Genomic DNA, 18,475 nt, shown 5'->3' with positions numbered 1-18,475 from the left:
TTTTTATAATACATAAATGTTCATGAGTTATGGTTGCTAAGCAAATTCAAAACAGATTCGATTACGATGTAAAACTTAAGATTAAGGAAAAAATCATTTCTGCCGATACCTTAACCCCTGTTGGTGTTTACCTAAGGTTACGCGATGAGTTCCCGCAGCTGCTTATGTTTGAGTGTGGCGACTATAGGTATCGAAACGAAGCGTTTACGTATATCTGTATCAATCCTATTGCTGGCGTTAGCGTAACTACTGACTTGCTGTCGACTTATCTTTTTAGCGACTTTCAAAGCCAGAATGTCATTCGTAGCGAGGTAGTTACAAAAGTGACAGAGTTTATGGAGATGTTTAGCGTAGACGATGACCATGAGAAAAGTAGTTCGGCTCGATTTTACGGTTATACAGCATATGATGCTGTAACCTTTTTTGATTCTGTAAAACTTCAACAAACAGAGGAAGGCATACCTTTAATAAAATATGATTTGTACAAAGTAGTTCTGAAATTTGACCATTTCCATAATACCCTAACCATTAGCGAGAATGTTTTTGAAGAATCAGGTGAAATCACAACTAAAATACTCAAAGTTCTATCCAAACGATTTGTTCCTAACCATTATTTTAAACTTGTAGGGGAGGAAATAGCAAACATGACGGATGAGGAGTACCTTAATATTGTTGAAAAAGGTAGGAAGTACTGTGCAATTGGTGATACTTTTCAAATTGTATTATCGAGACGCTTTGAACAACCATTCTTGGGCGATGAGTTCAATGTTTACCGTCATTTACGTAGCATTAACCCGTCGCCTTACCTGTTTTATTTAGATTTTCTTGATTTTAAGATTTTTGGGTCTTCGCCAGAAACACACTTACGCATTGAAAATGGCGTTGCCATGGTAAACCCCATTGCTGGCACAGTTAAAAGACATGGCGATGAGAAACAGGACGAAGTTGAGCTTCAAAACTTGCTTTCAAGTAGAAAAGAGAATGCGGAGCACTCCATGCTTGTAGACTTGGCTAGAAATGACCTGAGCAGAACAGCAAAAAACGTCAGGGTTGAGAGCTATCGCGAAGTGCACCGATATTCCCATTTGATGCATCTGGTTTCATCGGTTTACGGGGATTTGCCCTTTGGTTATAAACCGTTCAAGGTACTTGCTAGTACTTTCCCTGCAGGAACGCTGAGTGGTGCACCTAAATTTCGTGCAATGGAGATTATCTCTAAACTTGAGCCAACAGCAAGAGGCGTTTATGGTGGAGTTGTGGGCTATATAGGCCTAAATGGGGATGTAAACCATGCTATTACCATTCGATCTTTTTTCTCAAAAGGAGGACGGTTGTTCTATCAGGCTGGAGCTGGAGTTGTTATAGGTTCTGTTCCAGAACTTGAACTTCAAGAAGTAAAATCAAAACTTCAAGCGCTGCGATGTGCGCTTAATTCAGAGCAGAATGTGCTTGTATAAATAACTAAATAAAATACTCGATATGGCTTCAATACTTTTACTCGACAATTACGATTCTTTTACATACAATCTTTTCCACTATGTCGAAGAGTTTGGAAAACACTCGGTAGATGTGGTTCGCAATGATAGTATTGAAATTGACGAAGTTGCAAAATATGATGGAATAATCCTTAGTCCTGGTCCCGGACTGCCAAAGGATGCTGGGCTGCTAATGCCTATTATCAAAGAGTATTATAAAACAAAAAGAATATTCGGTGTTTGCCTTGGACTACAGGCTATAGCAGAGAGTTTTGGCGCTGCGTTGCTGAACCTTGAAACGGTTTTTCATGGTGTGGCCACTCCCATGAGAGTTTTAGAGCCTAAACATTACCTCTTTGATGGTGTTGAGGAAACTTTTCTTGCTGGGCGTTATCATTCTTGGGTAGTTGATCCAGCCTCAATTCCGGACTGTTTAGCTGTAAATGCAATAGATGAGCATAACCAGATTATGGCAATGGCTCATAAACAATATGATGTTTGTGGAGTTCAATACCATCCCGAATCAATTCTTACTCCAAAAGGTAAGTTGATGATATTTAACTGGTTGGAAAGGTTTTAATTCTAGCTGATGAGATTCCTTACCTATATTTTAGAGATTATTAAAATGAATAATAAAATAAACGTTTGATGAAAATACTTGTAGATAAACTATTAGAATCCCAAAGCCTAGACTACACAGAAGCCAAAGCGCTTATGAGTGCTATTGTAAATGGCGATTTAAACGATGTGCAAACAGCTGCTGTGCTTGCATCGTACAGGATTAGAATGCCTTCAATTAGTGAGCTAAAAGGCTTTAGAGATGTGCTTGTTGATATGGCTGTTCAGGTTGATTTAGGCAATCTGAAATTTATCGACCTATGTGGCACGGGGGGGGATGGTAAGAATACTTTTAACATTTCCACTATTACATCGTTTGTGGTAGCTGGTGCAGGAATACATGTTGCTAAACATGGGAATTATGGGGTATCGTCAAACACTGGTTCGTCAAATTTGCTTGAGTATTTGGGGTATAAGTTCGATAATAGTATTGGAAAGTTACAAGCTGAGTTAGAAAAGGTGGGAATATGCTTTATGCATGCCCCTTTGTTTCATCCTGCACTAAAAAGGGTGGGGGCTGTTAGGAAGGGGCTAGGGCTTAAAACGTTTTTTAATATTTTAGGGCCTCTTGTTAATCCCGCAAAGCCTTCGCACCAACTTGTTGGGGTTTTTAATCTGGAAGTTGCCAGATTATATGCCTATCTACTGCCAAATTTTCTAGAAGATTATAGGGTTGTTCATAGCGTCGACGGATACGATGAGGTGACCCTTACTGGTGTTGTTAAGGTGTTTTCCAAGGAGGCTGAATTTACACTTTTGCCATCAAATTTTGGTTTTGAAAAGGTTTCACCCAACATTCTCGATGGTGGAGAAAATGTTGAATGCGCTGCCAAAATTTTCTACGATGTGTTAAAGGGAACTGCTCATAACGACAAGATAAATGTGGTGTTAGCTAATGCAGCTCTCGCAATATCCTGCTTTTTGAAAGAAGATCTTGCTGTTTCGGTTGAAAGGGCTAAGGAGTCTCTTTTTTCTGGGAAGGCCATTGATAAGTTTAACAAATTAATATCACTTCAAAAATGAATATTCTTGAACAAATTGTTCAGCATAAAGCTCGCGAAGTTGAAGAACGTAAGGAGCTATACCCCATTAAACTTCTTGAGCGTTCGCCATACTTTAATACTAAACCAATATCATTGTCGAAGTATATCTTAAGGCCCGATTTGTCAGGTGTGATAGCTGAGTTTAAAAGGCACTCTCCTTCTCAGGGGTATATTAACCAGTTTGCATTACCCGAAAGGGTAACCTTGGGCTACATGCAGGCAGGCGCTTCTGCCCTGTCGGTATTAACCGATACTCGCTTCTTTAAAGGGAGTTGCAACGACTTGAAAGCAGTGCGTAAAGTAAACTTTGCGCCAATCCTTAGAAAGGATTTTATTATTGATGAATATCAAGTGGTAGAAGCTAAAAGCTTTGGCGCCGATGCAATTCTTCTTATTGCTGAAATTTTAGATAAAGCTGAACTGAATCAGCTATTTCGCCTGGCTACAAGCTTGGGATTGGAAGTTCTTGTTGAACTTCATAATCCGGATAGCCTTCAAAAGATACCTGCTGATGCTAAAATTGTGGGTGTTAACTGTCGTAATCTTTCCGACTTTGAGACGAATATCGAGAATGCAATTGACCTTGCCGATAGGTTACCGTCGAATGTGGTTAAAGTTGCCGAGAGCGGAATAAAATCCGTTAACGATGCGGCAAAATTGTTACTTAACGGTTTTAATGGATTTTTGATTGGCGAACTTTTTATGCGTGCTGCCAACCCTGCCAAAGAATGCCGTCGTTTTATGGACGCACTATATGCTTTAAAAAAAACTAGCTGTGTTGCTAATAGCAAATAGGTTATGGTTAAGATAAAGATTTGTGGAATTACACCTAACGATGACATGGCTCAACTTGCTGAGCTAAAACCTGATTTTCTCGGCTTTATATTTCATAACGGCTCACCTCGCGATATTTCGGATTGTGTTCATAAAATAAGATTCGATTTGCTTCCTAAAGGTATTAGCCGAGTGGCAGTTACAGTTAACCAACCTATAGAAGCAGTGAAAGAGCTAGTCGCTGAATTTGGTTTTGAATACGTGCAGCTTCATGGTGACGAAACGGTAGAGTATTGTGCGGAGTTGTCATCGTTCGCAAAGCCCATTAAAGCGTTCAGGGTTTCGGATGTTTTGCCTGCAAATATTGCAGAATATCGGCAGGTTTGTGAGTATATTCTGTTTGATGCCAAAGGGCGAAAAGCAGGTGGCAATGGTTGTCGGTTTAACCAATCAATTCTTTCCGAATATCATTGCAATATGCCATTTCTGGTTGGTGGTGGAATAGGACCCGACTTTGCCGGGCTATCCTATTTAGACCAAATCCCAATGTTTTTGGGTCTTGACCTCAATAGCAGATTTGAGGTAAGACCAGGGCTTAAAAATATTGATAGTCTAAGATCATTCATTGATAAAATAAGGAGCTATGACAAAATTTCCTGATGAGAACGGGTATTATGGCGAGTTTGGAGGTGCATTTATCCCCGAGCTTCTTTGGGCTAATATTGCTGAGCTTACCGACAACTACGAAGCTATTTTGAACTCCGATAGTTTTAAAAATGAGTTTAATGAATTATTGCACGATTATGTTGGCCGACCAACTCCTTTATTCTTTGCACAAAATCTGTCAAAACGATATGGGGCTAAAATTTATCTTAAACGTGAGGATTTGTGCCATACTGGAGCCCATAAGCTAAATAATGTGCTTGGTCAAATCCTGCTTGCAAAACGATTGGGTAAAAAGAGAATTATTGCAGAAACTGGAGCAGGTCAGCATGGTGTAGCCACAGCTACTGCATGTGCGTTAATGGGATTGAAGTGCACTGTTTTTATGGGGGCAAAAGATGCCATTAGGCAGAAGCCCAATATTCTTCGAATGAGAATGCTTGGCGCAGAGATAATAGAGGTGCGCTCTGGTAGCCAAACCCTTAAAGATGCAACTAATGATGCTATCCGTTACTGGATTAATAACCCGGCTGAAACTCATTACCTTATTGGCTCCACTATTGGTCCGCACCCCTATCCCGATATCGTTGCTCGATTACAGTCGGTAATTAGCGAAGAAATTCGTAACCAACTGAATCAAAAAGAAAAAACGATGTTCCCTAATTATGTTATTGCCTGTGTGGGCGGGGGAAGCAATGCCGCTGGCGCTTTCTTCCATTTTATTGATAATCCCAGCGTTAACCTTATTGGTGTTGAGGCGGGAGGAACAATGGATGATGCTTCTAAAACCGCAGCTTCAATATTAAAGGGCAAGGTGGGAATTATTCATGGTTGCAAAACTTATCTACTCCAAAATAATGATGGTCAGATTATTGAGGCTCATTCTGTTTCAGCAGGTCTCGATTATCCTGGTATTGGCCCACTACATGCATATTTAAATAAAAGTCAGCTGGCTAAGTATGTCTCTGTTTATGACGAAGAGGCCATTCAGGCTGCACTTTTGCTTACCAGGCTTGAAGGTATTATTCCTGCATTGGAATCGGCACATGCCATTGCTGCTCTTGACAAGTTAAAGTTTAAGAACACTGATATAGTTGTTGTTAACCTGTCGGGGCGTGGTGATAAGGATTTAGATACATACAAACTTTACTTTGAAAACGACAATAAAAATGAATAGCATAAAAAAACAACTTGAGACACATGATAAAGTGCTATCAGTTTTTGTTACTGCTGGCTATCCTAAAGTAAATTCATTGTACGAAATTCTTCCTGCGCTTGAGAAATCAGGAGTACATTTAGTTGAGGTTGGAATCCCATTCTCTGACCCATTGGCTGATGGTGCTACCATTCAGCATACAAGCAAAGTAGCAATAAATAATGGAATGACTCTAAAACTGATTTTTAATCAGCTTAAGGAGATTATACCCGCACTTAATGTCCCAGTAATTTTAATGGGGTATCTTAACTCGGTTTATCATTTTGGGATTGAAAACTTTTATAAGCATTGTAAGCAGGTTGGCGTAAGCGGTGTAATTATTCCCGATATCCCATTGGTCGAATTACAGAAGAACTATCTGCCTTTCTCCAAAAAATATGAAATTCCCCATATTCTGATGGTTACGCCAACAACGCCAGCTTCCCGTGTGAAGCAGATAGACGACTTGGCCGAAGGATTTATCTACGCGGTTAGTAATTCATCAACAACTGGGGGCGATAATTCTAGGAGTAATATCGATGTTGCTTATCTAAAAGAGTTGCAGTCACTTCGTCTTAAAAATGATGTATTGGTGGGATTTGGCATTAATAGTAGGGATGCCTATGAGCTAGCTTGTAAATACGCCAAAGGTGCCATAGTTGGTACTGCATTTCTTAAAAGTATCTCGGAATATGATGGTAACCTTTGTGAGAGAGTGTTGTGTTTTGTTAATAAGTTGAAAAATAGATAGATATGAGTGCATTTCTGCTTCAGTTTGATTGCGATATGGATGATAAAACCTTTCTGCTTGAAAAAATAAAGCTAGAGGGGTTCAAGTATAGATATATTGAAACAAATCGTAATTCCTATGCGGTTTGTATGGGAAACGACGATTATGACATTCGGAAGCTAGGCAATTTGCCTGGTATTAAGGATGTTCATTTTATCGACGACTCGTATGTTTTGGTGTCACGAATGTGGCGAACTCAAGATACGGTAATAGAGTTTCCCGATGGCCTTACCATTTCAAGGGACGAATTAACAATTGTTGCTGGCCCGTGCTCTGTTGAATCTGAAGAGCAAGTGGTTGAAACAGTTACCTTGCTTAAGCAGAAGGGAGTGAGGTTTATGCGTGGGGGAGTTTTTAAACCTCGAAGTTCACCATACTCTTTCCGAGGTTTAGGAATTGATGGCCTAAAGTTTTTTTCAAAACACTGCAGAGATAACAATATTAAGGTGGTAACTGAGGTGATGGATAACTCTCAAATTGAAAAAATGTATGATTATGTTGATGTTTTCCAGGTTGGTGCAAGGAATATGCAAAATTTTGACCTGCTCGATGCTTTAGGAAAAGTAGATAAACCAGTATTGCTTAAGAGGGGGCTGTCGGCAACATTGGATGAGCTCCTTTCGTCTGCCGAATATGTGTTTTCTGGCGGTAATGAGGATGTTATCCTTTGTGAAAGGGGCGTTCGTGGTTTTGACAAGACCTTTAGGAACACCCTTGACCTAAATGCAATACCATACCTAAAGGAAAAGAGTCACCTCCCAGTCTTTTGCGACCCCTCGCATGGCGTTGGAGTTAGACAGTACGTTGAGGTTATGGCAATGGCCGCAATTATGGCCAACGCCGATGGTATAATGCTCGAAATTCATTCAACTCCAGAGAAAGCGTTGTCCGATGGCTTTCAAACCTTATCGTTCAATGAGTTTGCCGATTCTGTAAGAAGGATGAGGAAAACCTATAATTTCCGAAAATCACTCTTCTCTTAAGTAAAATCAGGCATTTTTAATCCTTTCTATAGCATCAAATGGATTGTCGGTTTTAAATACAGCGCTGCCAGCAACAAGAACATTTGCACCGGCTTCATACAGCTGCTTGGCATTGCCCGGACCAACTCCTCCATCGACCTCAATCAGGGTTGATAACCCTTTTGAATCGATTAGTTTTCTTAACCGTTCAATCCTACTGATACTATTAGAAATAAAACTTTGTCCGCCAAATCCGGGATTCACCGACATGATTAAGACCATATCGGCATATTCCAATATATCTATTAGGTTTTCAACCGGAGTATGTGGGTTTACCGAAACTCCTGCTTTCATGCCTAGCGCTTTGATTTGCGATAGGGTGCGGTTTAAATGAGGGCAGGCTTCGTAATGAACAGTTAGCCAGTCGGCTCCGGCATCGCGGAATCGTTCAAGGTATCGGTCGGGGTCAACTATCATCAGGTGGACATCTAGTGGTTTAGTAGCCAATGATTTTACGCGCTCAACAATCGGGAAGCCAAATGATATGTTAGGAACAAAAACGCCGTCCATAATGTCAAGATGAAACCAGTCGGCTTGGCTCTTATTTACCATTTCAATATCGCACGAAAGGTTTGCGAAATCAGCCGAAAGCATTGATGGGGCTACTAAACGTGTCATCATTGTTTTGTTTTCTGCAAAAGTAGCTAAAAATAAAAAAACGACCCTGTGGGCCGTTAAGTTATTGGCTATCCTAAGTAGCTTTTGAGTATTTTACTTCGTGTTGTTTGCTTTAAGCGCTTGAGCGCTTTTTCTTTAATTTGCCGAACTCGTTCGCGGGTTAGGTCAAACTCTTCGCCAATCTCCTCTAGGGTGAGTGGATGCTTCCCATTTAACCCAAAGTACAACCTGATAATATTTGCTTCGCGAGGCGAAAGTGTCGATAATGCTCGTTCAATCTCTTTGCGTAGACTCTCGTTAAGTAGCCCCTTGTCGGGCATAGGAGAGTCGGGAGAAAGAAGTACATCGTACATGCTGCCTTCTTCATCTTGAGTAATTGGGGCATCCATTGATAAATGACGGTTGTTGCCCTTAAGGGCTTCCTTAACATCATCTGGTGCAAGGTTTAGCATTTCGGATAGTTCATCAATGGTTGGCTCCCTTTCAAAGCGTTGCTCTAACTCGGCTAGTGCCCTGTTTACCTTGTTTATAGAACCAATCTTGTTGAGTGGCAATTTTACTATTCGTGCCTGTTCGGCAAGGGCTTGCAGTATGGATTGTCTAATCCACCAAACAGCATATGATATAAACTTAAAGCCTCTTGTCTCATCAAAGCGTTGTGCAGCTTTAATTAAGCCAAGATTGCCTTCGTTGATTAAGTCAGGGAGACTCAATCCTTGATTCTGATATTGCTTGGCAACAGAAACTACAAATCGGAGGTTTGCCTTTACTAACTTCTCTAATGCTTCCTGGTCGCCTTCTTTTATTTTACGGGCAAGAGTAACTTCCTCTTCGGCGGTGAGCAAATCAACCTTGCCTATCTCGTGAAGGTATTTATCCAGCGATACTGCTTCACGGTTTGTTACCTGTTTTATTATCTTCAGTTGCCTCATGCCAAAGAATGTTTTTCAGCAGTGAATATATTAACAAAATTTAAAAAATGTTCTTTTTTCTTTGTTTTTTTTTATACGAAATTAAACATTTTATGGTTTTTGTTGTCTAATAATATTTTTTTTTAGATGAATGATTTGTTTTGAGTGGTTAATGTGTGAGATTAAAGTAGTATTTTAGTAGCATAAAGTTAATTATATATTATGCGTTTTTCTGTTATTATTCCAGTTTTTAATCGTCCCGATGAGGTGGATGAGTTATTAAAAAGTTTAATAGAACAAACTTATAACGATTTTGAGGTTATTGTAGTTGAGGATGGTTCAAGTTTGCCTTGTAGGGATGTTGTTGATAAATACAGCGATAAGTTAAATGTTCGATATTTCTACAAAAAAAACGGTGGGCCAGGGTTAGCTAGGAATTTTGGTGCAGAAAAGGCGAATGGGGAGTATCTGATTTTTCTGGATTCAGATTGTATTGTGCCAAATAGTTATTTCGAACTAGTAAATGATGAGTTAACAAGTAATTATGTCGATTTTTTTGGCGGTCCCGATGCCACCCATCATTCATTTACTAGCATTCAAAAGGCAATTGGATATTCAATGACATCATTCTTCACAACAGGGGGAATTCGTGGGGGGAAGCTAAAACTGGAACGATTTACACCTAGAAGTTTTAACATGGGGGTTAGCTTTGATGCGTTTAGGGCTGTAAATGGGTTTTCAAACATGCGATTTGGTGAAGATGTCGATTTGAGCTTAAGACTCTTTGAGAAGGGGTACAAAAGCAGACTTTTCCCTGCGGCATTTGTATATCATAAGCGCAGAACCGATTTCCGAAAGTTTTTCAAACAAGTTTTTAATTCGGGTATGGCAAGAATTAATCTGGCAATTAACCATAAAGGAGCATTAAAATTGGTTCATTTATTGCCATCGGGTTTTGTGGTTGCTATGTCTGCTATTTTAGTTGCTTCTTTCTTTTTCCCTATTTTATTTGTACTTCCTATTCTATATTCCCTGATGCTGTTTGTTGACTCATTGGTAAAAGGTAATGGTTTTGTGGTTGGCCTGTTAGGAGTGGTGGCTGCATGGGTTCAGCTTTATGGTTATGGATTAGGGTTTATCTATGCTCTTTGGCTTTGGATGGTTCATGGAACAAAACCTCAGGGGGCATTTGTTAAAAATTTTTATCGCTAGTTAATAAGTTCAAGTAGTTTCTTTTTGTCGATAATTGTCACCTCTCTTCGATTTACATGGATAATTCCACCATCCTGAAGTTCAGAGAGAACTCTGGCTAGTGATGGTCGCGTTACTCCGAAAAACTCAGCAAGTTCTTGGTGCGATTTAGGTAGAATTATTGTTGTTCGAGTTTCGCTTTTAGACAGATTTAAAAGGTAGTGCGCAATTTTTTCTTTGATGGTTTTAAAGGATAGAAACCAGAGCTTGTTCGATAAAAACTGTGCCCTGTTCGATATGGTGTTGAGATAGTTGGTAAGAACTTTTGAGTTTTTTTGCATCAAATTCAGAAATTCAATTTTAGGTATATGTAAAAGTTTGCAATCTTCTAAGGCTATAACATCAACAGGGAATTTGTTATTTTCTCCAAACAAAAAGGCATGAGCAATAGGTTTTGGTGCAAACATCTCCTCTATCTTAAGAATTTTCCCTGAAAAATCTACCATTTCGCCTTTTACGCTTCCTTCAATTATTATACTAAGGTTTTTTACCTCTTCTGTTCTTTGGGCTATGGTTTGACCCTTTCTGTATGATCGTATGCTATGTGGGGTTTCTTTTAGAATGTCAGCCACCTCTTCTTCTGTTAGTCCCTTAAAAATTGGCGAGCGAGATATTACTTTGTTCATTTTTTTGTAATTTGTTTCAAAGAAAAACAATCAAGTTCTAATTTTGCTTAATTCATGCCTGATAAATATCAAATTGAGAGTTTTTCTATTAACGATGCTATACGCCCCGTAACTTTTAATCCTATAAAACACCATCGTGAGCATGTTTGTTCTTTGATTTATGAACTACATAAACAAAATAATCTTGACTATCTAAAAAGTGTATTTGCTAGCATAGGTGGTACATTAATTGATTTTTATATTGGCACCCTTACTGTAATTCAAATTGCAAATGAGGTAATATCTATTTTAGCAAATGAAAAGGTGAATAACTTTAGTGAATACAAAAGTTGGCTAGGATTTCCTAAAACAAATTATAAATGCGTAAAACTTAGCGACGATTCAACATGGGTGTTAAAACTAGGTAATAAACCGGAATACTTTGTTCATATTCATCCTGGTCGTTATTCATCAAATACCGTTAGATGTAGGCCTAACACTTTAAAAGTTGCAATAACCATTCGGAGTTTAATTGGGTTTGATGAAGAAAAGTTTGATTTGCAACTCGTGAATTTAGCTCGCGATATTGTTGGATTATCACCTTTAGGACAATTAAAACCTCATTCAGCTATTAGTAGAATGGTGTCGATTTTAAACGTTAATTGTGGTTAAAAAAATTCTACTGTTTTAAAACATACACGCTTGATAGTCAGTGTTTATAGGTATTCTAAAAATGATGTTTTAAATCATCATTTTTGATGAAAATTTTATGAAACTAACCAGCTATTTTTGCGTTATAAAAGTAAACTTTATAGTATAGGTTTTAGGGTTAATAGTTGGTTAGGTTTAGTTGATTTAGGTTAGTTAGGGTGTAAAGACGGAGCCGCACATTCGGTTCCGTCTTTATTTTTTAATGCCATGTTCGTTGGAAAAAGTATGTAAAATTGAATAGCGAAAAAAGTATTTTTTGTAGTGATAGAAATGGTTTTAAAGGCATTAGTCTATAAGTTGAATGTTGCATTTTTGCCATGAGCCCCCAAATAAATTGTTTGTGGTTTTTGTTGGCTTTACAAAGATTTCCTGTTACTGAATAAATGTTAATGAAACCTCAGAAAAGAATGATCTTTTCTTGGTTGTCACTCATCCAGTTGCTTCGGAAGTTCCTCATCTATTAATTCTCTATTTTCAAGTGCAAAAATTATGAGGTTATTTGAACCGCTGATTTCTAACTTGTTGCAAATATTGGTTCTATGGTTCTCAATGGTTTTAATACTATTAAATAACTCTTCGGCTATTTGTGGAGTACTTTTCCCTTGAGCAATCATTGCAAGTACATGTTTCTCCTTTTTGGTTAACCTGCTGATTTTGCTTTTTACCTCTTTGATTCTGCTTAACGTGCTGTGTTTCTCTTTTAGAAATGCTTCAAATTCAGGGCTTAAGTATTTTTCGTCGCCTTTGATTTTTTCTATACATGCTTTAAGTTCTGTTGCTACATTCTCTTTTAGTAAAAAGCCATCGTATTCAATATCAAGGATTTCGGATATGCTATTATTGTTGGTATGAGCGGTAATAAATACTATTTTACACGAAGGTTGGTTTTTACAAATATATTTTGCCAGTATAATGCCAGTTCCATCAGGCAGGTCTATGTCAAGCAGAGCTATGTCGACCCGATTGGTAAAAAGAATTTCTTGGGCCTGTTTTACAGTTGATGCTTCAAAATAAGTATAGTTAGAACTGTTACCAAAGGCGCTTATTATGCCCAATCTGAAAATTGGATGATCATCAACTATTAGAATTTTCATTGCTTGTTTTGTTTGGTATTCGTATTGTAAATGTGCTACCTTGATTTGGCTGGCTTTCCACTTTAATTTCTGCTCCCATGAGCTTTGCAAATATAAAGCACATCTTTAGCCCTAACCCGGTTCCTTTTTCATTTGTAGTGCCTTTTCTTCTTGTTATCAGCCCTTTATGTAGGCTTTTGATTTCGTTTTCTGTCATTCCAATGCCGTGATCTTGGATCTTAATTTCTATGCATGTTGCAAGGTTGTAGCCATCAATATTAACGATACTGTTTGTGTAGGAAAATTTAATGCTGTTGTTTAATAGGTTCCGAATGATGAAATCAAGCATGTTCTTATCAGTTTCAACAGTAAGGTTATCATCGATTTCTGAAATAATTGAAATACCCTTTTGTGTTAGGTGGTTTTTGAAAAGTTCAATGTTAAAATTGATTAGCTCACCTACATCAACTACCTCGGGCGAAAGTTTAAGTTTATCGTGCTGATATTGTGCCCATGTTAAAAGGTTGTTGATTAGCATTGTTAGCGATTTAATTGATATTGCTACCTGCTGGAAAAGTTCACTGGTGTTTTTGTTGGGGTTCTTAATGTCTATGTTGTCAAGTAATATGCTTAGCTGTTGGATAGGGCTTTTTAGATCGTGACCTAAAATGCCTAGGAGTGTATCTTTTGTTTTATTTGATGTATAAAGCTCCTGTTGCGATTCCGATAGTAATCGGTTTAGTGTATTTAATTCATGGTTGTTTTGCTCAAGTATCTTGTTTTGCTTTTCAATTAGTTGTTTCCGCTCAGATAAAATTCTGTTCTTTCTCTTTAGCGAGATGTATAATGCCAGAATTATTGAAAGCAACAAAAGAACGAATGCGCTAATCCCAACTACTAGGTAGAGTTTAAATCGGGTCTCTTTTAACTTGATTTCGTCAAATTTTTTGTCAAGGCTCAGAAGGGCTATTTGTTGCTTCTTTCTTTCTGATTCGTATTCAGAAACTACCTTGTTTAGTTTGTCTAGTTTCTCTAGTCTTATAAGACTATCTTGAAATGATATGAGGTTGTAAAGGTACTGGGTGGCTTTTTTGTAATTGCCTGTAGATGAGTATAGGTTAGCATAGGTTAAAAATAACTTGCTTTTTAAAGAGTTGTCGTTTAGGGATGAAAGGTAGTTCTGGCTGTTTTTAATTGCCGCAAACGCGTCTTGTGTTTTGCCAAGCTTAATGTATATGTTACTTAGGTTTATATATGAGTTGAAAATTAGATACGGGTTGTTCTGGTTTAGTGAGAGGATATGAGCTTTATGAAAGTAGAAGAGGGCCGAATCCAGCATGTTTTTGCTTTCGTAGGCAAGTCCTAAATTTGTATAGTTTACCTGCATTTGATTGTTTTGGCCAGCACCACTGAAATATTTATTGGAAAGTTTTGCATAATGAATGCAGCTGTCGAGCTTGTTAGTGTAGTAGTAAGACAGGCTTAAATTATTCAGGATTGATCCCATAAGGGCTTCTTCGCTGTTGTCTCTTGCCAGCTTGATAGCTTTTTTGTAATAGGAGAGGGCTTTGGGGTATTCATTCATGTTCTGATAAATCATCCCTATGTTGTTGAGGCTAGAAATAATACCGCTAGTGTTTTTTAGCAACTTGTCGTAGTACAGGCACTTCATGTATGCATCAATTGCTCTTGGATAATCTCCTATCCTCATGTATAGCACTCCCATGTTATTAAGAATGTCGGCAATGGATCTTATATCCTCAATTTTATGGCTAAGTTCTAACGATTTATTGTAAGCTTCAATTGATAATGTATCATGACCTAGCTGGTAATGTACAACACCAATTGCGTTTAATACTTTTGCAATTAGTTTGGTGTCGTCTATCTTATTTAAAATGGGTATGGCCTTGTAAAGCGTGTCAAGCGCTTGCTGGTTCATGCCTAAAAAACGGAGTGCAATACCTATATTGAGGTATGAGTGACAAACTAGCTGTGCTTGATTAATCTTTTTGCTCCTTTTTAAGGCTTCCTTTGCTAATGCCAGACTTTGTTTGGGTGATTTTATTATTAATGAATCCGACATTGAGATTAGTCGACTAATCTCAATTATTTCACGTTTCGGGTTGTCATCCTGATTGGCTGCTCTGACTTGTGCCAATCCAAAAAGTAGTAATAGGGATAGTATGAATAGGTGTCTCTGAATTCTAGTCATTTGATATGCTTAATTTCTAAAACTCACAAATATAAAAAAATATTAAGGGGATAATTAAAAATGAGGGAATCCCCTCATTGATGCGCCGATTTTTAACCAATAGATTTGCTAGGGTTAAAAATTTAATAATCTAAAACTAAAGTCTATGAAACTTTTTTACAAATTGAGTTTTTTATTCATGGTGTTGTGCTTCTCTTTAGATGTGGGGGCACAATTGACTTTTGTGGAGATTGGCGATGGTAATGTTCAAACCAATCAGCCATGTTACACAAGTTGGAACTTTTCATATACCTCTATCATTTTTACATCAGAGGAGCTCGGTGGTGCTAAAACCATTAAGGCTATTGCGTTTAATAATACCAATGCCGATTTAACTCAATGGAATGCCGACTTTGATTTGCCTAATCAAAAGCTTTGGATTAAGCATATCCCTGCCGACAGGGATGAATGGCCAAGCATGACCTATGAGGACCCTAACTACAACGGGTACACACTCGTTTGGGAAGGGACCCTGCATTATGGCGAACTCGGCTGGCATGTTATTACTTTTCAAACTCCTTTTGAATACGACGGGGTAAGTAATTTGGCTATTCATTGGGAGAATAGTAGCGGTTCGGAAAATCATAATCTGAAATTTGCAAGTACTACCAATGGCTTACGACAGGTTAAACTGCGTGGCGCCGATGGCGCAGTACCCCAAGATAGCGGATATGAACCTTATCCCAGTGGTACAAGAGTTAATGCAAGGTTCTACTACGACTCTAATGGAGAACCTGTTGTGCCAAACCTGCTTGAACCACAACCTGCGGCTATTAAAGTTGATTTAGATACTCATTTTAAGTTTACCCTCGGGGCAAATACTACTACCTACGACCTTTACCTAGGCACAGATCCTGATAACCTTGATAAAATCGCATCAGATCAGCCTGTAACAGACGCTGGAGACTATACCTATACCTTAACAGAATTGCTTAGCCCTAAAACCAAGTACTATTGGAAAGTTGTTGCTAAAAATGCAACCTCACAGGTAGAATCCAGTGTTTACAACTTTACTACTCAAAACATTATTTCTGATTTTCCTTATCTGCAAGATTTTGAAGATTATTGGGTTAGTACAATAGATCCTGATTCTCCTGATACCCTTTCTGCAGTTATTAACAATAATTATCCAGATTCATCTGACTGGGAGTGGACCAACTATTGGTACTGCATGAAAAGTAACAAAAATGTATATAAGGGGCGTTTTTCTGCTTATGTTAGTGCTTATGCAACTGGGGAGTACTATTTGATGACCCCTAGGTTTAACTTGCCTAGTAATATGAGGGTTAGCTTCTGGTGGAAAAACGATTATGAAGTTAAGGAAAAAGTTTCTGGCAAGGATAGTACTTTCCTTGAGGTATCTGTAGATGGAAAGAAATCTTGGACTGCCCTTGATACCCTTTGTTTTGAGAGTAGTTCTAATGAATACGTTTATAACAGTGTTGATTTGAATAACATTCAGGGTAATAATGTTTATTTCAGATGGCGATATAAGTGTTTGAACAGCATGGGGGCTCGGCCTTTCTTTATTGATAATATTAAGGTTGAAGCTATACCTACCGATGCTGTAATTTCTCTACAAGTAGACAAACTTGACTTTGATACGATTGTTCCTGCTGGAAGAAGAACCAGACGTCTGATAATACGTAACGATGGCACAGGCAATCTTGTAATTAATGGTGCAACTTCCGATGGGCCTTTCTATTGCGATATTAATACAACAATTCTACCTGGTGAACAGGATACCGCTTTAATCTATTTTAAACCAACAGAGATTGGTGAGTTTGATAATAACTTGATATTTAGTGTTAATGGTGCCTCGGGCAATGCTACAGTTCAGTGCCATGGGGTTGCAATTGAACCTGTAAATAAGTTCTTCCAAAATTTCGACGCTAACAAAGAAATTCCATCTGGTTGGAGTACTATCTTATCGTCAAAATCAAACGATATTGTGCAGAATATATTTGTTACAAGCTCTTATTCTGATGTTTACTCCATGCCAAACTCGTTGAAGATGGTAAGAATAAATAGTTCAGACACCTTAGATAAAGTTATTTTGGTTAGCCCTGGAGTTATTGGTTATGATTTAAATAAGTTGACCTTCTATGCACGAAAAGGAGCATCAGATTACACTTTAGAACTAGTTGTAGGTGTGCTCACCGATCCTGAAGATCCTGAAACTTTTATTCCTAAAAAAACAATTGAACTTTCAGAAGATTATACTGAGTATAGCGTTACCTTTAAGTCGAGTACTACCCAACCATATATTGGCTTTATGTTTGGTGGTTGGTCACCAAAGACTCCATTCCCTTATCCAACTATAAGAATTGATGATATTGCATGGGAGCCAAATACTTTAGGACCTCCAGAGCCAGCTGTAATTGGTAAGCCTGCCGATGAGTCCGATAGCGTTGATGTTTATAATGGATTAACCTTATCGTGGGCTGCTGGTTCATCTAATACTAATGGATATAAATTGTACCTTGGAACTACAACTGCTTGCAATGAGGTGCTTAATGGTATTGAGCTAAGCAAATCTGAAATTACTTATTTCGTTCCAGCAGACAAGTTTGAGTTTAATACCACTTACTACTGGAAGGTTGTTTCTTTAAATGAATATGGTGAGTGCCAAAATCCAGATATATGGACTTTTAAAACCATGCCTAATCCTTTAGTAGAAGAATTCCCGTTTACCGAAACTTTTGATAAAACTATTAATTATAATGGACAGCTCGATAAACCACTCGGATGGACAATAATTGATGCAAATAACGATAGAATCTCTTGGGATGTGGTAAATCATCCTCCTGCCGTTCAGGGGTTTACTCAGGATAACTCTTTTGGTGCAATGCACGTGCCATTTCATATAACAAACCCAAAAGACGAATGGCTATTTACCCCTCCAATGTCCATGAAGGAAGGTTATGAGTATAAAATTGAGTTTTACATTCATACAATGATGGATTTCACAACTGGCCTGGTTTATAATGAGAAAATCTCTGTTTGGGTTGGTGAGGATAAAACTATTGAAGCAATGACCGATAGCCTTGTTGCTGCAAATGTCGACCAGGAGGAAACTTGGGTTAAGGTGACGGCCACATTTGTTCCTTCAAAAACTTCTACTTTCCATTTTGGTATGCATGCTTTCTCCGATCCTAATCAGTATGTTTTAGTTCTTGATAATGTAACAGTAACTGAAAGGCAACCTCAAGGCGTTGATAACGTATTTGCTGAAGAGGTTGAACTTTTCCCAAATCCTGCTACCAATATTCTCAACATTAGATGTAATACAACAACTTCATCACAATCATTTAAAGCAAAAGTGTTTGATATTACCGGCAAGGTAATTAAAGACGTAACGGTTAATAATGGTTTGGTTGACGTAAGTGATTTAAGGGCTGGGTATTACATCCTTAAACTAGAGCAAGACGATAAGGTTTACACTGCTAGGTTTGTAAAAAGGTAGGTTAGGTTT

At 38.1% G+C, this 18,475-nt stretch carries 16 protein-coding genes; 11 read left to right on the top strand and 5 right to left on the bottom strand.

The window, feature by feature from the left end; genetic code table 11:
- Positions 1 to 29: 29 nt before the first annotated feature.
- From FHG85_RS10110 to aroF, 8 genes are all read left to right on the top strand, one after another.
- A complete protein-coding gene (locus FHG85_RS10110; RefSeq protein ID WP_173075494.1) occupies positions 30 to 1,457 on the top strand; it encodes an anthranilate synthase component I family protein in 1,428 nt (475 codons plus the stop codon).
- A 22-nt stretch (positions 1,458 to 1,479) separates the two neighbouring features.
- A complete protein-coding gene (locus FHG85_RS10105) occupies positions 1,480 to 2,055 on the top strand; it encodes an anthranilate synthase component II (protein WP_173075492.1) in 576 nt (191 codons plus the stop codon).
- A 68-nt stretch (positions 2,056 to 2,123) separates the two neighbouring features.
- A complete protein-coding gene (trpD, locus tag FHG85_RS10100; RefSeq protein ID WP_173075490.1) occupies positions 2,124 to 3,116 on the top strand; it encodes an anthranilate phosphoribosyltransferase in 993 nt (330 codons plus the stop codon).
- A complete protein-coding gene (gene trpC / locus FHG85_RS10095) occupies positions 3,113 to 3,931 on the top strand; it encodes an indole-3-glycerol phosphate synthase TrpC (protein WP_173075488.1) in 819 nt (272 codons plus the stop codon). Before trpD ends, trpC begins: the two co-directional genes overlap by 4 nt.
- A 3-nt stretch (positions 3,932 to 3,934) precedes the next feature.
- Positions 3,935 to 4,570, top strand: coding sequence for a phosphoribosylanthranilate isomerase (locus FHG85_RS10090; RefSeq protein ID WP_173075486.1), 636 nt, complete (start codon positions 3,935 to 3,937; stop codon positions 4,568 to 4,570).
- On the top strand, positions 4,554 to 5,750 hold the full coding sequence (trpB, locus tag FHG85_RS10085; protein WP_173075484.1) for a tryptophan synthase subunit beta: 1,197 nt from the start codon (positions 4,554 to 4,556) through the stop codon (positions 5,748 to 5,750). Before FHG85_RS10090 ends, trpB begins: the two co-directional genes overlap by 17 nt.
- Entirely contained in the window at positions 5,743 to 6,519 is a 777-nt protein-coding gene (trpA, locus tag FHG85_RS10080; RefSeq protein WP_173075482.1) for a tryptophan synthase subunit alpha, read from the top strand. Before trpB ends, trpA begins: the two co-directional genes overlap by 8 nt.
- A gap of 2 nt (positions 6,520 to 6,521) precedes the next feature.
- Entirely contained in the window at positions 6,522 to 7,541 is a 1,020-nt protein-coding gene (gene aroF, locus FHG85_RS10075; protein WP_220429197.1) for a 3-deoxy-7-phosphoheptulonate synthase, read from the top strand.
- A gap of 6 nt (positions 7,542 to 7,547) precedes the next feature.
- On the opposite strand, the gene rpe is transcribed toward aroF, so the two are convergent.
- Positions 7,548 to 8,198 carry a ribulose-phosphate 3-epimerase gene (gene rpe / locus FHG85_RS10070; RefSeq protein ID WP_220429274.1) on the bottom strand — a complete coding sequence of 217 codons (651 nt, stop codon included), beginning with the start codon at positions 8,196 to 8,198 and terminating at the stop codon, positions 7,548 to 7,550.
- Between the two features lie 68 nt (positions 8,199 to 8,266).
- On the bottom strand, positions 8,267 to 9,130 hold the full coding sequence (locus tag FHG85_RS10065) for a sigma-70 family RNA polymerase sigma factor (RefSeq protein WP_173075478.1): 864 nt from the start codon (positions 9,128 to 9,130) through the stop codon (positions 8,267 to 8,269).
- A 201-nt stretch (positions 9,131 to 9,331) separates the two neighbouring features.
- Between FHG85_RS10065 and FHG85_RS10060 the strand changes: the two genes are divergently transcribed.
- The gene (locus FHG85_RS10060; RefSeq protein ID WP_173075475.1) at positions 9,332 to 10,321 is read left to right on the top strand and encodes a glycosyltransferase; all 990 of its coding nucleotides are present in this window, start codon (positions 9,332 to 9,334) and stop codon (positions 10,319 to 10,321) included.
- Here FHG85_RS10060 and FHG85_RS10055 read toward each other — a convergent pair.
- Positions 10,318 to 10,986, bottom strand: coding sequence for a Crp/Fnr family transcriptional regulator (locus FHG85_RS10055; RefSeq protein WP_173075473.1), 669 nt, complete (start codon positions 10,984 to 10,986; stop codon positions 10,318 to 10,320). The genes FHG85_RS10060 and FHG85_RS10055 overlap by 4 nt on opposite strands.
- A gap of 54 nt (positions 10,987 to 11,040) precedes the next feature.
- Between FHG85_RS10055 and FHG85_RS10050 the strand changes: the two genes are divergently transcribed.
- Complete coding sequence (locus tag FHG85_RS10050; RefSeq protein WP_173075471.1) at positions 11,041 to 11,637, top strand: hypothetical protein; 597 nt, start codon at positions 11,041 to 11,043, stop codon at positions 11,635 to 11,637.
- A gap of 464 nt (positions 11,638 to 12,101) precedes the next feature.
- Here the strand turns inward: FHG85_RS10050 and FHG85_RS10045 are convergent, their stop codons facing one another.
- Entirely contained in the window at positions 12,102 to 12,770 is a 669-nt protein-coding gene (locus FHG85_RS10045; protein ID WP_173075469.1) for a response regulator transcription factor, read from the bottom strand.
- On the bottom strand, positions 12,751 to 14,961 hold the full coding sequence (locus FHG85_RS10040; protein WP_173075467.1) for a tetratricopeptide repeat-containing sensor histidine kinase: 2,211 nt from the start codon (positions 14,959 to 14,961) through the stop codon (positions 12,751 to 12,753). Before FHG85_RS10040 ends, FHG85_RS10045 begins: the two co-directional genes overlap by 20 nt.
- Before the next feature lie 145 nt (positions 14,962 to 15,106).
- On the opposite strand from FHG85_RS10040, the gene FHG85_RS10035 reads away from it, so the two are divergent.
- A complete protein-coding gene (locus FHG85_RS10035; RefSeq protein ID WP_173075465.1) occupies positions 15,107 to 18,466 on the top strand; it encodes a T9SS-dependent choice-of-anchor J family protein in 3,360 nt (1,119 codons plus the stop codon).
- Positions 18,467 to 18,475: the final 9 nt, after the last annotated feature.

The sequence above is a fragment of the Tenuifilum thalassicum genome (assembly GCF_013265555.1).
GTDB classification, from domain to species: Bacteria; Bacteroidota; Bacteroidia; order Bacteroidales; family Tenuifilaceae; genus Tenuifilum; species Tenuifilum thalassicum.
Note: the sequence above shows the minus strand (reverse complement) of the source record. Positions and strands in the feature narration are given on the sequence as shown.

Excerpts from the sequence above, each read along its gene's own strand:
- trpB (WP_173075484.1), top strand. The coding sequence starts at position 4,554 with ATGACAAAATTTCCTGATGAGAACGGGTATTATGGCGAGTTTGGAGGT.
- FHG85_RS10040 (WP_173075467.1), bottom strand. The coding sequence starts at position 14,961 with ATGACTAGAATTCAGAGACACCTATTCATACTATCCCTATTACTACTT.
- trpD (WP_173075490.1), top strand. The coding sequence starts at position 2,124 with ATGAAAATACTTGTAGATAAACTATTAGAATCCCAAAGCCTAGACTAC.
- trpC (WP_173075488.1), top strand. The coding sequence starts at position 3,113 with ATGAATATTCTTGAACAAATTGTTCAGCATAAAGCTCGCGAAGTTGAA.
- FHG85_RS10065 (WP_173075478.1), bottom strand. The coding sequence starts at position 9,130 with ATGAGGCAACTGAAGATAATAAAACAGGTAACAAACCGTGAAGCAGTA.
- FHG85_RS10055 (WP_173075473.1), bottom strand. The coding sequence starts at position 10,986 with ATGAACAAAGTAATATCTCGCTCGCCAATTTTTAAGGGACTAACAGAA.
- FHG85_RS10050 (WP_173075471.1), top strand. The coding sequence starts at position 11,041 with ATGCCTGATAAATATCAAATTGAGAGTTTTTCTATTAACGATGCTATA.
- FHG85_RS10045 (WP_173075469.1), bottom strand. The coding sequence starts at position 12,770 with ATGAAAATTCTAATAGTTGATGATCATCCAATTTTCAGATTGGGCATA.
- trpA (WP_173075482.1), top strand. The coding sequence starts at position 5,743 with ATGAATAGCATAAAAAAACAACTTGAGACACATGATAAAGTGCTATCA.
- FHG85_RS10060 (WP_173075475.1), top strand. The coding sequence starts at position 9,332 with ATGCGTTTTTCTGTTATTATTCCAGTTTTTAATCGTCCCGATGAGGTG.
- FHG85_RS10110 (WP_173075494.1), top strand. The coding sequence starts at position 30 with ATGGTTGCTAAGCAAATTCAAAACAGATTCGATTACGATGTAAAACTT.
- FHG85_RS10090 (WP_173075486.1), top strand. The coding sequence starts at position 3,935 with ATGGTTAAGATAAAGATTTGTGGAATTACACCTAACGATGACATGGCT.
- rpe (WP_220429274.1), bottom strand. The coding sequence starts at position 8,198 with ATGACACGTTTAGTAGCCCCATCAATGCTTTCGGCTGATTTCGCAAAC.
- aroF (WP_220429197.1), top strand. The coding sequence starts at position 6,522 with ATGAGTGCATTTCTGCTTCAGTTTGATTGCGATATGGATGATAAAACC.
- FHG85_RS10035 (WP_173075465.1), top strand. The coding sequence starts at position 15,107 with ATGAAACTTTTTTACAAATTGAGTTTTTTATTCATGGTGTTGTGCTTC.
- FHG85_RS10105 (WP_173075492.1), top strand. The coding sequence starts at position 1,480 with ATGGCTTCAATACTTTTACTCGACAATTACGATTCTTTTACATACAAT.